Source organism: Ruthenibacterium lactatiformans (assembly GCF_000949455.1).
GTDB classification, from domain to species: Bacteria; Bacillota; Clostridia; order Oscillospirales; family Ruminococcaceae; genus Ruthenibacterium; species Ruthenibacterium lactatiformans.
On the sequence record NZ_JXXK01000050.1, the window covers coordinates 1 to 15,084 of the forward strand.

Annotated in this window: 12 protein-coding genes; 11 read left to right on the top strand and 1 reads right to left on the bottom strand. The window is 52.2% G+C overall.

What is annotated here, in order from left to right; genetic code table 11:
- The first annotated feature begins 26 nt into the window (after positions 1–26).
- From TQ39_RS18565 to TQ39_RS18610, 10 genes are all read left to right on the top strand, one after another.
- Positions 27–968, top strand: a complete 942-nt coding sequence (locus TQ39_RS18565; protein ID WP_058723696.1) for a dihydrodipicolinate synthase family protein — start codon at positions 27–29, stop codon at positions 966–968.
- A 69-nt stretch (positions 969–1,037) separates the two neighbouring features.
- On the top strand, positions 1,038–2,345 hold the full coding sequence (locus TQ39_RS18570) for an ABC transporter substrate-binding protein (RefSeq protein ID WP_050006638.1): 1,308 nt from the start codon (positions 1,038–1,040) through the stop codon (positions 2,343–2,345).
- A gap of 85 nt (positions 2,346–2,430) precedes the next feature.
- The gene (locus tag TQ39_RS18575; protein ID WP_050006639.1) at positions 2,431–3,321 is read left to right on the top strand and encodes a carbohydrate ABC transporter permease; all 891 of its coding nucleotides are present in this window, start codon (positions 2,431–2,433) and stop codon (positions 3,319–3,321) included.
- Positions 3,318–4,145 carry a carbohydrate ABC transporter permease gene (locus TQ39_RS18580; protein WP_050006640.1) on the top strand — a complete coding sequence of 276 codons (828 nt, stop codon included), beginning with the start codon at positions 3,318–3,320 and terminating at the stop codon, positions 4,143–4,145. The genes TQ39_RS18575 and TQ39_RS18580 overlap by 4 nt, the downstream gene beginning before the upstream one ends.
- Before the next feature lie 19 nt (positions 4,146–4,164).
- Positions 4,165–4,953 (top strand): HpcH/HpaI aldolase family protein, encoded by a 789-nt coding sequence (locus tag TQ39_RS18585; RefSeq protein WP_050006641.1) that lies wholly within the window; start codon positions 4,165–4,167, stop codon positions 4,951–4,953.
- 3 nt (positions 4,954–4,956) lie between these two features.
- On the top strand, positions 4,957–5,973 hold the full coding sequence (locus TQ39_RS18590; RefSeq protein WP_069955781.1) for an acetylxylan esterase: 1,017 nt from the start codon (positions 4,957–4,959) through the stop codon (positions 5,971–5,973).
- Between the two features lie 57 nt (positions 5,974–6,030).
- Positions 6,031–6,906, top strand: a complete 876-nt coding sequence (locus TQ39_RS18595) for a MurR/RpiR family transcriptional regulator (RefSeq protein ID WP_050006642.1) — start codon at positions 6,031–6,033, stop codon at positions 6,904–6,906.
- Positions 6,907–7,044: 138 nt separating this feature from the next.
- On the top strand, positions 7,045–7,833 hold the full coding sequence (locus TQ39_RS18600; RefSeq protein ID WP_050006643.1) for an electron transfer flavoprotein subunit beta/FixA family protein: 789 nt from the start codon (positions 7,045–7,047) through the stop codon (positions 7,831–7,833).
- Between the two features lie 14 nt (positions 7,834–7,847).
- Complete coding sequence (locus tag TQ39_RS18605; protein ID WP_050006644.1) at positions 7,848–9,047, top strand: electron transfer flavoprotein subunit alpha/FixB family protein; 1,200 nt, start codon at positions 7,848–7,850, stop codon at positions 9,045–9,047.
- Positions 9,037–10,431 carry an FAD-binding oxidoreductase gene (locus TQ39_RS18610; RefSeq protein ID WP_050006645.1) on the top strand — a complete coding sequence of 465 codons (1,395 nt, stop codon included), beginning with the start codon at positions 9,037–9,039 and terminating at the stop codon, positions 10,429–10,431. The genes TQ39_RS18605 and TQ39_RS18610 overlap by 11 nt, the downstream gene beginning before the upstream one ends.
- An 807-nt stretch (positions 10,432–11,238) precedes the next feature.
- On the opposite strand, the gene TQ39_RS18615 is transcribed toward TQ39_RS18610, so the two are convergent.
- Positions 11,239–12,429, bottom strand: a complete 1,191-nt coding sequence (locus TQ39_RS18615) for an IS256 family transposase (protein ID WP_050006646.1) — start codon at positions 12,427–12,429, stop codon at positions 11,239–11,241.
- A 1,058-nt stretch (positions 12,430–13,487) separates the two neighbouring features.
- Between TQ39_RS18615 and TQ39_RS18620 the strand changes: the two genes are divergently transcribed.
- On the top strand, positions 13,488–15,084 hold a 1,597-nt coding region (locus TQ39_RS18620; protein WP_156146419.1), incomplete at its 3' end, for a cache domain-containing sensor histidine kinase.

The following is a 15,084-nucleotide window of genomic DNA, read 5'->3' on the forward strand; positions in this document are numbered from 1 at the left end:
TACAAAATCACATGGAGGAGATTCTAATGAAAATGACACCCCGGGAACTCAACAGACAGTTGCATGGCGTCTGCGTAATCAGCATTACCCCTTTTAAGGAGGACGGTGCGTTCGACGCGAAGGGCTACGAAAAGAATTTGCGTTTCATTATGGACCACGGCCTGAACAAAAGCAACGCGACAATTGTGGTGGGCGGCAGCACCGGCGAGTGCGGTGCGATGAACACTGCTGAACGCAAGGAGGTGCTGGAATGTGCTCTTGCTGTATGCGGCGATGCGCTGCCCGTGATTGCGGGCTGCAACAGTACAAATGTCCGCGAATCCATCGAGCTGGCCCAGCACGCCGAGGCGCATGGGGCTGTAGGTGTGATGGCACTTTCCCCTTATTATTACCCTGCCAAAGACGAGGAGTGCATCTATCAGTTTTATAAGGCGCTTTCGGAAAACACGGGCCTGGGCATCTTGCTTTACAACAACTTCGAGGTCATGAACATTGATATTTCAATCAATCTGCTTAAACGCCTTAAGGAGTTCCCCAATGCAGTGGGAATGAAAGAGTGCACGCCCGCATTCTTTAAAATGACCCGGGTCGTACAGGAGATCGGCGATAAAATCAGCGTCGTCAACGGTCACGGTGAATTTTTGGAGCCGTATGCCGCTATGGCGGGCACGGCGGGCTTCATCTCCAGTATGTCAAACTTTGTGCCCGATAAGGCTGCTGCCATTTGGGCGGCTCGCAGCACCGGAGATTATGCCAGGGCCAAAGCCATCCGCGACACAATGGTGCCTTACATGGACCTGGCGGTCAAATATTCCGGCATGGGCGGCGAATACAAGGTGATTTCGCTGCTTAAATACATCACCGATGAGGTGGGTTCTTGCGGCGGCTTCCCGCGCGTGCCTTGCGTGCCGCTCACGGCTGCTGAAAAAGAAGAGGTACGCGGCGTGCTGAAACAGCTGGGACTGTAAAAGCGCCGTTCTTACACCGGGACGAATTAGGGTGCACTTGAAAAACAGATTAATAAAGGAGAATGAAAGATGAAAAAGATTTGCGCAATGGTTCTGGCACTATGCATGATTCTTTCGCTGGCAGGCTGCGGCGGCACGTCCGGTGCTTCGGCTTCCGCTCCGACGGCCGACACATCCGTCGACACGTCCGCTTCGGCTGAAACAGAAACGGTCACCCTTACATTTATGCGCACTGGCACGCCCGAGATCCTTCACGAGATCTTTGACCCTATGATTGAAGAGTTTGAAAAAGAGTATCCGAATATCAAAATTGACATGCAAGACCTTGGCTGGTCCGATGCTGAAAAAACGTTGCAGACAATGGCGGCCTCCGAAACCCTGCCCGACGTGATGTATCATCTGCCCGGCACCATTTTTGATTTAGCCGACAAGGGACTGGTGCTCGACCTTACGTCGTATGTGGACGACGAGCTGAAAAATGATATGTACCCTGCGATGTTGCAGGCGGGCCAATATGACGGCAAGCAGTACATGATTACCTGCGGCGGCTCCACCATCATGCTGTGGTACAATACCGAGCTGTTTGAGCAAGCGGGACTTGACCCGGAAAATCCGCCCAAGACCTGGGATGAATTCAAGGCTGCCTGCGAAGCGCTGAGTAAGATCGACGGAATCGACCCCTTTGGCCTGTATGCCAAGAGCAGCGGCGGCGAAACCAGCTTTTTGTTTGAATCGCTGTTTACCAGCGAATTTGGCGGGAGTGCTTGGGACAGCGCCACGAACCAGTACGTTTATGATTCCGAGCAGGGAAAGACGGCCGCGGTTAACACGCTGCAATTCATCCAGGATATTACCCAGTACGCACAGGACAGCTATGTGGAATACGGCCGGTTTGATGTACGCACGCTGCTACGCGACGGCAAGGTTGCCATGGTACTGGACGCCATCAATATGGCGAACCAGGTGTCCGACCAGCTGGCCGACGGCACGATTCGCTGCACGGTAATGCCAGCGGGTGCGTCCGGGATCAACTCCAGCGCCGTAAACGTGGGCGGCTGGTACATTCCCACCAACTCTCAGCATCCGGACGAAGCCTGGACCTTCCTGCGCTATATGATGCGCACGGAAAATCAGCTGGCGCACGCTGCCTATGGCTCTGTACCGATGCTGAAGTCGGAAGCGGCCTCTTACACGGATGGTTATATGGTGCAGGTTGTGAAATCGCTTGACAACAGCTATGCAGAAGGCATTTGCCCTCAAACCAACGCGCTGTGGGCGGTGAACGGCGAACAGCTACAGCTGCTGATGATGGGTAAGCAGAGCGCCGCCGATACGCAGGCGAACATTGCCAGCGAGCACGCTGATATTTACAAATAATTGTCAGCAAGCGTCGCAAGGGCCCCCGGATGGGTCGGGGGCCCTTCCTGTTTCAAGTGTAAAACGCGTAAAAGAGGTGAATGGAATGCCACGCAAAACCAAAGCAAATCCGTTGGTCTCAGGCAGGGCGGAGCCGTACTTATATCTGCTGCCCACCATCGTGTTGTTTGTTTTTATTCTGGCCGTGCCGCTGTTTAATCTGTTCAAATATTCACTGGGTGATTCCAACATCATTCAGGGCTTTAAAGAATGGAACAGCTTTGAAAATTTTAAGTATCTGGGAAGCCCAAAGTTTTTGTCCAGCGTTTGGGTCACCGTTATCTATGTTTTTTTCGGCGTGCTCGGCGTCGTGCTGTGCGGAACGATTGTTTCGCTGGCGCTGGATAAACCCATTCCCGGGCGGGGCGCTTTTCGCGCCGTCGCCATCATCCCTTGGGTCGTACCGCAGGCCTTTGCGGCGTCGATGTGGAGCTGGGTGGTCAATGCCCAATTCGGCTTCATCAATCAGCTTCTCCGGTCCTTGGGGCTGATTCAGGACAATTTGAGCTTTCTTTCGGAAAATACAGCGCTTGCCACGGTAATCATCGTGCGCATTTGGCAGGGCACGCCCTTTGTGATTATTTCACTTCTGGCGGCTTTGCAAACCATTCCAGAGGACATTCAGGAAGCGGCCGATCTGGATGGCGTAACCGCTTGGCAAAGGTTCCGGTTCATCACATTGCCCTTTATAAAGCCGGTGCTGACCACCACCACCTTGATCGTCACGGCATGGACCATGCAGATTTTCGACACGGTGTACATCATGACGGCAGGCGGCCCTGCCCGTTCTACACAATTGGTGGCGCTCGAAATTTATGCAAAGGCTTTTCAGCAGGACGACTTGGGAACCGCCTGTGCCATCGCGCTGTGTGTGCTGGGCGTCATTGCGCTGCTAAGCATGGAAAACCTGAAAAAGGGAAGGGGTGATGGGCGATGAACATGAAGCGCAAACGGAGACTCAATGCTTTGGGGCGGTACGGTATCATTTTGTTTTGGATGCTGTTTACGCTGCTTCCCATCTATACCGCTTTTGTGGCCTCGCTCACAGAGTATCAAAATCTGGGAAAAAGCTTTTTGTATCCCACCGACTGGGCCTGGCACAACTATGCGGATGTGTTCACCCGTGTGGACATGAGCAGCTTTTTGCGGGCGACCTTTATTTACGCGATCACGGCTTCGCTGCTCAATGTGGTGTTGGCCACCTTTGCGGCCTATGCCCTCAGCAGATTCCGTTTTCGGGGAAAAGCCTTTTACACCTGTATCATTTTTGTTACGCAGGTGCTGCCTCAGGTGGTCATTGTAGTGCCGGTATTTATGATGATGCAGAAAATGGACCTTTACAACACCTATACGGGTGTAATTCTCACCATTTTGGCCACCAGCATGGCGTTTCCCATTCTGCTGATGCGCAGCTTCTTTGACAGTGTGCCGTTTGCCATGGAGGAGGCTGCCGCCATTGATGGCTGCTCAAGATTCATGACGCTCATCCGCGTAATCATTCCCATGACGCTGCCCGGTATCGGTACAGCCTTTGCGCTTTCCTTTTTTTCGGGCTGGGGTCAATATCTTTACCCTCTGGTGCTTACGCGGGACGCGGCAAAAACCCCCGTTACGGTTGGCATTGCCCGTTTGATCGATAATCAAACCCCTTGGGAAATGGTGATGACCGGTACCCTGATTTCCATTGTCCCGGCGGTCATCATTTATTTGCTGGTGCAAAAATCGCTCATCAAGGGAATGTCCAGCGGGGCGGTAAAGTAAACAGACAGGAGGAGGTTTGATGCAAAACGGGGCCGAAAGGCTGGCACAAAAGATGGAAAAGGGAGGCTTTGCAGTTGGCTTTGCCGTCACATTGGCAGAGCCGGCGCTGAGCGAGATGGCAGGCTGCGCCGGATATGATTTTGTGTTTGTGGACGCAGAGCACAGCCCGTTGGACCGAAGGGATGTTTTTCAGCACATTATGGCGGCTCAGGGCGCAGGCGCGGCTGCTCTGGTGCGGGTGCGCGCCGCCGAGCCTGCGATGCTCAAAGCGATTCTGGACATGGGGCCGGACGGTGTGATTTTTCCTTTTGTGCACAATGCGGACACAGCCCGGCTTGCGGTGGCAGCCTGTACATACCCGGACGGCCCTTATCAAGGGGTGCGGGGGCAAGGCCCGATGCGGGCTGTGCGCTACGGGTTTGGAGAGGAAGCTGCGTATCTGGCTGCGCCGGAAAATTATCTTTTGAAAATTATGCAGATTGAATCCTATGAGGGCTGGCTTAATTTGGATGAGATTCTGTCTGTGCCCGGCGTGGACGGCGTATATCTGGGTCCGGCGGATCTGGGGAGAAGCGTAGCGGCACACAAAGACCTGAACCCGCCTTCGGTGGCCGAGATTTGCGACGACGTCTGCCGCCGTGTGCGCGCGGCGGGAAAATGGATGGGCGTGCCTCTGGGCACTACCCCAAAAAATGCAGCCGATGCCCGGGAGCGGGGGGCACAGTGGGGCGTGTGCGGCATCGACACGGCGCTTCTGGCCGACGGCATGCGTGCGTGCCTTGCGAACTTTACCATGCAGGAGGAATAAGATATGCCGGTATTTGAAATGCCCCTGGAGGAACTGCGCCATTATAAAGGGTGTAGCCCGTGTCCCGGTGATTTTAAGGAATATTGGCGCGAAGCGCTCGGAGAGCTGGAGGCCACGGGGCTTGCTTATACCTGTACGCCTGCTGCGTTTGAGGCGCCGGGCGTGAAGTGCCATGATCTGTGGTTTGTTGGAACAGGCGGGGCGCGGGTGCATTGTATGTTTTTGAAGCCCGCGCAGCTTTCGAAAAAAATCCCTGCGGTTGCGGTATTCCACGGATATATGCACCACGGGGGCGAATGGTTTGAACGGCTGCCCTACGTTTATGCGGGCAACGCAGTGCTTGTCATGGAGGCGCGGGGCCAGGGAGGGCTTTCGGAGGACGTTTACGCAGGAGCGGGCCCCACATTGTTTGGCCATGTGGTCCGTGGTGTGCGGGACAAGGACCCGCATAAGCTGTATTATCGGGACGTATATCTGGATGCGGCCAAGGCGGTTCGTATTTTGATGAGCATGGATTTTGTGGACGAGGCCCGGGTGGCCACCACGGGGAAATCTCAGGGCGGCGCATTGGCGTTGGCCGCCGCGGCCCTGACGCCGGAGGTAAAGCTGTGTGCGCCCATCTACCCGTTTCTGTGCGATTTCAGGCGGGTGGCCCAGCTGGACCTTATGAAAGATGCCTATGAAGGATTTTCCTACTATTTTAAAAAATGTGATCCCACCCACGCGCATGAACAGGAATTCTTTGAGCGGCTGGGTTATATTGATCTGCAGAATCATGCGTCTGCAATTCGCGCACAGGTGTTTTGGCAAACTGGCCTGATGGATACACTGTGTCCGCCCTCTGCCCAATTTTCGGCTTATAATAAGCTTACGGGACGCAAAGAGATGAAGCTTTACCCCGAGTATGGACATGAACAGATTCCATACACAAACGATACGGTTTTTCCTTTTTGCGAAAATTGTGATCGATACTTTTGCCGTGACGGAGAAAGGAGACAAGTTCTGGTTGACAGAGATTAAAAAAATAGCTTAATATGGTAGTAATAGATATTCCCGGTTTTGGGGAGGAGGTTCAAGATGGCGACAAACGCGCTCAACAACGATTTTTTGCTCAACATCCAGTCGGTCTACCCATCGCTTACCAAGGCGGAAAAGAAGGTGGCGGACTATACGCTGCAAAATTCCAAGGCGGTGCGTTTTCTGTCCATCACCGATTTGGCCGAGGCCTGCCATGTAAGCTTGACAAGCGTATTCCGTTTTTGCAAGGTGCTGAAGCTGCAGGGGTATCAGGAATTTAAGGTGCAGCTTGCGCTGAGCATCCAGGAGGAAGGGCAGGGCGAGGAGATCGAATTGCTGCCCGCCGCGGTGACCAAAGCCGATTCGGTTCCCACGGCGGCCAAAAAGTTGCTGCAAAGCCACATCAACGCGCTTTCGGAAACACACGCGTTGGTGGATGAAGCGGCTCTGAGCCGTGCGGCGCATTATATCAATCACTCCGATCAGGTGCGTTTTTTCGGCGTTGGCGGATCGATGCTTACCGCTATGGAGGGAATGTATAAATTTCTGCACATTATGCCCAACGTTTACTGCTTGTCCGATATCCACATGCAGACAATGGGCGCCTCTACGCTGAACCAACACGACACCGCTGTTTTTATCTCCCACTCGGGAGCCAGCAAGGAGATTGTTCAGATGGCGCAAAAGGCCCACGAAGGCGGGGCCAAAACAATTGCCATTACCAAATACGCAAAATCCCCTCTCACCGAATATATGGATGTGGTACTGCTGTGCGGCGGTTACGAGCCGCCCCTGCAGGAGGGCTCGTTTCCCTCTAAAACGGCGCAGATGTTTGTGCTGGATTTGCTTTTTACCGAGGTGTACCGCACGCAGTTTGATTACTCCAAGGAAATTAACAAGCGGGTTACGACTTCCATTTTGGACAAAGATTACTAAGAGTTTGCTTTAAAGATTGTTGATATAAACCTCTGCGGCGAAACAAAGCCGACAATTTTTGCCTGCGGCGGGCGAAAATTGTCGTGCGGGATTTTTCCTGTCAGGGGCTTTTTTTATGAAAGGAACAGGATATTTCTTATGGATATACTTGTTTGCATCAAACAGGTGCCGGGCACCAGCAATGTGGAGGTCGACCCGGTAACAGGCGTGCTGAAACGCGACGGCGTGGAGAGCAAGCTGAACCCCTATGATCTTTATGCGCTGGAACAGGCATTTGCCTTAAAAGAGTTGTATGGAGGCATGGTGCGTACCGTCACCATGGGGCCGCCTCAGGCAAAGGCCGCGGTGATGGAAAGTGTTTATATGGGCGCGGACAGCGGCGTTGTGATCAGCGACCGAAAATTTGCGGGCGCAGATGTGCTGGCCACCAGCTACACGCTTGCACAGGGGCTGCAAAGCAGAGGAAGGTTTGACGTCATCCTTTGCGGCAAACAGACGACTGACGGCGATACCGCACAGGTGGGGCCGGAGATTGCCGAGCATTTGGGCCTGCCGCATGTGACCAATGTGACGAGCATCCTGAAGGAAAAGGACGGCCGGCTCACGGTTCGTTGTATGCAGGATGGGCTCATCGTTACCCAAACCGTGCGCACGCCGTGTCTGCTGTGCGTGGACGGTGCGGTCAATACTCCGCGCTTGCCCTCTTACCGGCGCAAAAAGCAGTTTGTCGGGCAGACAATCGAATTTTTATCCCTGGCCGAAATGCAGGACAGGGACGAGCAGCATTACGGCCTTTCCGGCTCGCCCACACAGGTGGTGCGCATCTTCCCACCCGAAAAAAACGATACAAAGGAGATGTGGAAAGACAAAGAGCCGGTGCTGGCGCAAAAGCTGTTCGATTTGCTGAAAAGCCGCAAGGCGTTGTAGGAGGAGAAAAATCAATGGCAGGTTTGACGATACATTCCGAAAAGCTTACACCCGCGCTGGCGAAAGAGCTGTCGGCGCTGTGCCCGTTTGGGGCGCTGGAAGAGACCGCGGAGGGGCTTGCGGTGGGGGCAGGCTGTAAAATGTGCCGCCTGTGTGTAAAAAAAAGCAGCGGCGTCATCACAGAGGAGGAAACCCCAAAACCGCAGATCAACAAGGAGGAATGGGTGGGCGTGGCGGTATTTGCGGATTTTGCCCATGGGAGGCTGCATCCGGTCACGCTGGAGCTGCTGGGCAAGGCGCAGGAATTGGCTGCCGTTACAGGGCACCCGGTCTATGCGTTGCTTCTGGGCAGCGATACGCAAAAAGCGGTCGCAGAACTGCTGCGCTACGGGGCCGACAGGGTATATGTATACGATCACCCGGCGCTGGCTGAATTCACCATTGAGCCGTACGCGGATGCTTTTGCCGATTTTATTGAAAACGTGAAGCCTTCTTCGATTTTGGTGGGGGCTACCAATCTGGGGCGTAGCCTGGCGCCGCGGGTGGCAGCGCGCTTCGGTACCGGCCTTACCGCAGATTGCACCGTGCTGGAGATGGAGCAGAATACCGATCTTGTACAAATACGTCCCGCTTTTGGCGGAAACATTATGGCGCGCATTATTACCCCTAACCACCGTCCCCAGTTTTGCACCGTGCGGTATAAAATTTTTTCCCACCCACAGCCGATGGAACGGCCGCGGGGCACGGTGCAGCCCATGACGCTGCCGCAGCCCAAAAAGCCCTATGGCATTCGGGTGGACAAGGTGGAGCGGCTCCCGAAGGAGATGGATATTTCGGATGCGGATACGATTGTCGCGGTGGGGCGTGGTGTCAGGACGCAGGCTGATTTGGAGCTGGCACGGCAGTTGGCCGAAGCATTGAACGCACAGTTGGCCTGTACGCGCCCGCTGGTGGAAAACGGCTGGCTGGACGCAAAGCATCAGATTGGGCTTTCAGGCCGCACAGTGAAGCCGAAGCTGCTCATTGCGCTGGGGATTTCGGGCGCGGTCCAGTTCACTGCCGGTATGCGCGGGGCCGATTGCATCATAGCAGTAAACAGCGACGAAGGCGCGCCTATCTTTGGTGCGGCGCACTACGGTTTGGTGGGCGACCTGTATGAGATGGTGCCCGCATTGCTGAAAATGACAAAGGAGGACGCGGCCCATGTATCATAAAATTGAACAGGCGGATTTATCCGCGTTGGAAGCCATTGCGCCAGGCCGCGTGTTCGCTGGTGGGCAGATCAGCGAGGATTACGGGCATGACGAGCTGGGCGGTGTGGCACATATGCCCGAGGTGCTGGTGCGCGTGGACGGTACAGACGAGGTGTCCGCCGTGCTGCGTTATGCAAACGCAAACAGGATTCCCGTGGTGGTGCGCGGGTCCGGCACTGGCCTTGTGGGGGCGTCGGTGGCGGTACATGGCGGCATTATGCTCGAGACAACCGGAATGAACCGGATTTTGGAGCTGGATGAGGAAAACCTTACCGTCACCGTACAGCCGGGCGTGCTGCTGATGGAGCTGGCCGAATATGTACAGGAGCGAGGCTTTTTTTATCCGCCGGACCCAGGCGAAAAATCCGCCACCATCGGCGGGAATATTTCGACCAATGCAGGTGGGATGCGGGCCGTGAAATACGGCGTCACCCGCGACTATGTGCGGGGACTTACGGTTGTGCTGCCGACCGGCGAGATCGTGGAACTGGGCGGAAAGATTGTGAAAAACAGCTCGGGCTATAGCCTGAAGGATTTGATCGTGGGCAGTGAGGGAACTCTGGGTGTGATTACTCAGGCGGTGCTTAAGCTGCTGCCCTTGCCCTCGCACAGCGTAAGCCTTCTGGTCCCCTTTGACAGTATGGAGGCGGCGTTGGAGGTGGTGCCCTGTATCGTGCGCGCCAAGGTAAGCCCGACGGCCATCGAATATATGTCCCGGGAAACCATTTTATTTTCGGAAAGCTATTTGGGCAAAAAGTTCCCGGACACCCATGCGTCGGCTTATATCCTGCTCACCTTTGACGGCAACGCTGCCGCCCAGGTGGACGGGGAGCTGGAGGCCGTGGCGGAGTTATGTCTGGAGCATGGGGCACAGGATGCATACATTGTAGATACCGATGAACGCAAAAAAAGCGTATGGGACGCGCGCGGCGCTTTTTTGGAGGCCATCAAGGCCTCCACCACCGAAATGGATGAATGCGATGTGGTGGTGCCCCGCAGCAAGGTTGCGCAGTTCATCCGTTATACCTATCAGGTCGCGGAAAGCGTTGGCCTTCGCATCCCGAGCTTTGGTCATGCGGGTGACGGAAATCTGCACGTCTATCTTTGCAGAGACAGCTTGGAGAAAGAGGAATTCCAGCGTCGGCTGCAGCAGGCCTTTGCGCTGATGTATGCCCGCGCCGGGGAATGCGGTGGGCTTGTTTCGGGTGAACACGGAATAGGTTGGGCAAAAAGAGAATACTTGGCCCAGCAGTGTGGGGCGGTACAAATGGAACTAATGAGGGGGATTAAACATGTGTTCGATCCCAATCATATTCTCAACCCGGATAAGATTTGTTGTAGTTAGGAGTATTAAAATCTGTATTAGGGCGTATTGAAGGCTATACCGTCTGTTCAAAGGGTATTGAAACCTTATCTGCATCAAAAACAATATTTTTTATCATCAAGGACATCTGCAATATATTGTAGGAAGCTAGCTTCTCCTTCTTGGTTAACAGCAATGACTGCACTCTTTTGTTAGAAAATTGGAATGGCTACTTCGTCAGCCAGGAGGATTACAGTATTTGCAATACCAATGGGTGAGAAGTGAAAATATGTGTAGGAATAATTTTTGCCGGAGCGGTTTTATCAGTCTCTATTAAAATAATAAGAACTGGTTTTTAGAGCTTTGTTTTTATTCGCAAAACGAATTGAACAACTGCCCAAAACTACGGGTTTTCCAGAGAATGAAATATCAGAGATACCTGCTGGAAACCATGACAGTTTTTTCTGGCTGCCACATCTGTAAATTAGTAGTTTATAGCGTAGGTTAACCTTGGGCGCTTATGGGATGTGCTGTCGAACCTCCTCTCAATGGGCTTCCGCCGGGACCCGCAGCAATTTTGAACAGGATGAATAGTAAATCGAAAACTGGTCACTGCTAACAGCCGTTTTTTATTTGTTAAGGACGTGGGTTTGTTGAGAGCTTGCACTAAAACAGCCGGAGAGTGTTGTAAAACACAACACTCTCCGGCTGTTCGTATCAGTTTGACACATCTCTCCTTTATTTCCGCCGGTGCGTTGAAATGCATAGCGACACAATGTAAAGCCAGAAACTTGGTGGTGCCGTCAAGAGTTATGCGGAAATTAGTTTGCAGACTCTGGCTGAATGAGGTCAGCCAGCAATAGAGACGTCTTCCAGAGCCGCCTCTAAGTGCTTCATATTCATGTACTTCTTGTTGCCCCACTGGGTGCCGGCTACATGGCGCAGGCGGGCGCAGACCAGCATAAGAGCGGAGTTGCCATCCGGAAAGGTTCCCACCACCCGAGTCCTGCGGCGGATCTCTCGGTTCAGCCGCTCAATCACGTTGTTAGTGCGGATCCGGGTCCAATGTTCATAGGGAAAATCACAGTAGGTCAGCGTTTCCTCAACACTGTCCTCCACCTTTTTGGCAGCCTCTTTCAGCTTCATTTCTTTCAGCTGGGCCACCACAGCTTTCGCTTTTTCACGGGCGGCCTTCTTGCTTTCCTGGGCATGGATCGCCTTGAGCATCTTGGCCACTAATTTTACTCTGGAGCGAGGAACAACAGAAAATACATTGCGGTAAAAATGGACTGTGCAACGCTGGTATTTGGAGTCAGGAAACACTTCTCCCACAGCTTCCAGCATACCCAGGCACTTGTCCCCAACAATGAGTTTCACGCCGTCCAATCCTCTGCTTTTGAGCCACTGAAAGAAATTCACCCAACTGGCCTTGTCTTCTTTCATACCCTCGGCAGCGCCCAAAACTTCACGGTATCCGTCCTCATTCACCGCAATTGCCACCAAAATCGCAACATTTTCATACTCTCCACCCCAGTTGCGCCGCAGGTAGATGCCATCCACATAGACATACGGATACTTGCCTCCCTGCAGCGGGCGGTTCCGCCAATCCTCAATGTGGACATAGGCTTTCTTATTCAACTCACTGATGGTGGCAGGAGATACCTTGCTGCCCCACAGGGCCTCGGTAATATCCTCCACCCGGCGTACGGAGACGCCGGCAAGGTACATCTCGATGAGCGCTTCCTCCACGCTGCTCTCTCGCCGGCGATACCGCTCAATGATGGCTGTTTCAAAAGAGACGCCCTTAAGGCGAGGCACATGGAGCGTGACGTCTCCGGAGGTGGTGGTAAGGTTCCGGCCATAGTGGCCGCTGTGGTAGCCCTGACGGGCCTCATTGCGCTCGTAACGGGCAGCTTGGGTCAGTTTCTCCGCTTCCTGCTCCAACAACTCATTCAGTGTTTCTTCCACGCTGCCACGGACCATTTCCTTAAGCTGACCCTTGATTACTTCCTCGTTTAGCTGTACAATTTTCTCAGACATGGTTTACAGACTCCTTTCAGAATGGTGTGTCGCGACTTCATTCTACCAGAGTTCTGCAAACCATGTCTCTTTTTATCCTCTATTCAATTTGCGCAATTTATTGGACCTTATCAACTTGGTAGTACAATCAGGTTAAACAGTTGGAAATGATGTATAGCATAGAAAGGGAATGATAAAGATGCGGTCCAAAGAAGATATGTAAGATTTGAAAGGTCGTATCTTGACCAATGTCTTAACGGCGAACTAAAAGGTGATGCGATACAAAACAAAGGCGTTGTGGGTTGCGCCCATGGCGAAAGGAAACTTCGGACTTATTAACGATTATCTAAGTCCCGTTTTGGATGATATATATCTATATTGCTACGTTCAGTAAAGTAGAATCATATTGTGAGCCAATTGTTTGCGGATTGTCAAAATAGCTGTATACTTGATATGGCTATGATGAAATATTCTGTTATCAAAGCTCTGATTATTTATAAGCCATATGCCCTTTGCTAATCCCATATACAACGCGTCACAAAATGTCATCTTGACCATAAAAGTGTTTTTTTGAGGGTAGAATTGAAAAGGACCAGCCTAATCTATCTTTGAAGCAGGAAAAGTGGATCCCTTTAAATAAATACCATTGTTGTCAGATGGGGTTCAACCGATAGCGCGGCTTGAGTGGGATTACACAGCACTATTTATTGGTTTTGAATGAGAGGGGAGAGCACCTGAAAACTGTTCGTGCAGCAGCCGACGCAGAATTCAAAAAGGTCGATAATATAACCACAACGGAGTATTGGGGGAGTTCGGATGACGGATACGCCGGCTGGCATACTCAGTAAACTGATAAAAGTCCTGCGCCGGGCATCTGTTCTGAAATACCTCTGGATTCTCTAATGGTCTTTAATGAGGAGTTCCTCCGTAATATAGTTATAGAATATAATGCATTGAGTAGATGGGGAAATTATTTTATAATTAACAAACAAGCATGAGTAAGATATGTCCTTCACAAAATTTAGCCATGGTATATAGTGTATTCCTTTACTTTCTGTATTCTATGTGAGGTGCCAGTTATGCGTCTGACATTGCGTCAAAAGCTAGTGATTTGGTTTTCTCTGGCATTTTGTGGGATCATAGCCGGATTCGGCATACTGGTGCTGCGCAACAACGGAGATAGGTATCAGCAGCAGAGCTACGCCCATTGCCGGCGCATCGTACAGGCCAACATTGACCTGGCCGACAATTATTTTGAACAGCTGAGCAATGTAGTGTATATCGTGGTGTCGGATCAGGACATCATCACCTCAGTCAACTATCGGATGAACAATCCCGACGTAGACTATTCCATTGAACTGTATAACCAGCGGAAAGTTGAGGCTAAAATCAAGCAATTTGATGTACTGGAAAATGTAAAAAACGCTATAATTGTTGGCCCCTCCGGCGAATATCTGTACTATTATGGAGCCTCTCTGGTACAGGGCTACGCCTTTGATGAACAGCCCTGGTTCATGGAAGCAACCGACACAAACCGGATGCGGTTTGTCAATTACCATCCAACGGACTATCTGCTGAATGGCAGCGAGAAACAAACGGTATCGCTGGTGGTCCCAATTTTGAATGCAAGCCAATATTTTCTGGCGGAAACCGCATATTTGCTGTGTGATTTTAGTTTGGAACCGATTCTGGTGGATCCAGGGCGGGATGGAGAGGTGCAGATTGCGGTATACAACGGCAAAGATCCAGTACACATTCCCTCTCAACTAGCCTTGGCGGACAGTCAGCTGGCGGAGCTATCAAAACATATTGAGGAAGGAAAGCATTCATTTGTACTGGATGCCTGTCGGGAGAATCGGTCGTCATATCTGGTGGTGAACGACACTTCTGAAATATCGGGGTGGCTGATTTTAGGTATTATGCCGCTGGACAGTATACAGGAGCTGCGCAGCGCAAACCGTGTCTTTGTACTTGCGCTGATGCTGGCGGCCTTTGTGGTCGTATTGGGTGTTTCCGCTCTGCTGACAAGATCCGTGCTGGTGCCGATGAATGCTTTGATCCAGAAGTTCAACGCCATTGGCCGGGGTGAGAAAAATGTCTGCTTTAAGAAAACCGCGAGTGTGGAGGTAGACCTCATTGCGGAAACAGCAGCGCAAATGTTGAAGAAAAACGATCAGCTTACCGCAGAAATTGTGGAGGAGAGCAAGCAGCGGGTGCAGGCGCAGATGCGTGCTCTCCAGCATCAGATTAATCCGCATTTTCTCAACAACATACTGCAGTCGCTGAAGGCGCTGGCTGTGTGCGGAGACACAGAAGCGATTTCAAAAGTGGCGACACTTTTGGGAAAACTGCTTACATATTCGGTCTACGATCCCTACGACATGGTCCCCCTTGCCAGGGAATTTGAGTATACAGGAACGTATATTGCTTTGCAAAATATCCGCTTTCAGAATAAAATCCTGTATACCGTAGATCTGCCGGAAGCTGCAGAGCAGTTTCTGGTACCGAAACTGATTATCCAGCCTTTGGTAGAGAACGCAATCGAACACGGCTTCATATCCTCGGAAGGTGGACGCATCATATTGAGCGCGGATTTGGATGAAAAAGAGATGTATATTGCAGTGACCAATACCGGGCGGGTGATAGAGGCGGAGCAGGTGGAACGACTGAACTGTG

Excerpts from the sequence above, each read along its gene's own strand:
- TQ39_RS18565 (WP_058723696.1), top strand. The coding sequence starts at position 27 with ATGAAAATGACACCCCGGGAACTCAACAGACAGTTGCATGGCGTCTGC.
- TQ39_RS18570 (WP_050006638.1), top strand. The coding sequence starts at position 1,038 with ATGAAAAAGATTTGCGCAATGGTTCTGGCACTATGCATGATTCTTTCG.
- TQ39_RS18575 (WP_050006639.1), top strand. The coding sequence starts at position 2,431 with ATGCCACGCAAAACCAAAGCAAATCCGTTGGTCTCAGGCAGGGCGGAG.
- TQ39_RS18580 (WP_050006640.1), top strand. The coding sequence starts at position 3,318 with ATGAACATGAAGCGCAAACGGAGACTCAATGCTTTGGGGCGGTACGGT.
- TQ39_RS18585 (WP_050006641.1), top strand. The coding sequence starts at position 4,165 with ATGCAAAACGGGGCCGAAAGGCTGGCACAAAAGATGGAAAAGGGAGGC.
- TQ39_RS18590 (WP_069955781.1), top strand. The coding sequence starts at position 4,957 with ATGCCGGTATTTGAAATGCCCCTGGAGGAACTGCGCCATTATAAAGGG.
- TQ39_RS18595 (WP_050006642.1), top strand. The coding sequence starts at position 6,031 with ATGGCGACAAACGCGCTCAACAACGATTTTTTGCTCAACATCCAGTCG.
- TQ39_RS18600 (WP_050006643.1), top strand. The coding sequence starts at position 7,045 with ATGGATATACTTGTTTGCATCAAACAGGTGCCGGGCACCAGCAATGTG.
- TQ39_RS18605 (WP_050006644.1), top strand. The coding sequence starts at position 7,848 with ATGGCAGGTTTGACGATACATTCCGAAAAGCTTACACCCGCGCTGGCG.
- TQ39_RS18610 (WP_050006645.1), top strand. The coding sequence starts at position 9,037 with ATGTATCATAAAATTGAACAGGCGGATTTATCCGCGTTGGAAGCCATT.
- TQ39_RS18615 (WP_050006646.1), bottom strand. The coding sequence starts at position 12,429 with ATGTCTGAGAAAATTGTACAGCTAAACGAGGAAGTAATCAAGGGTCAG.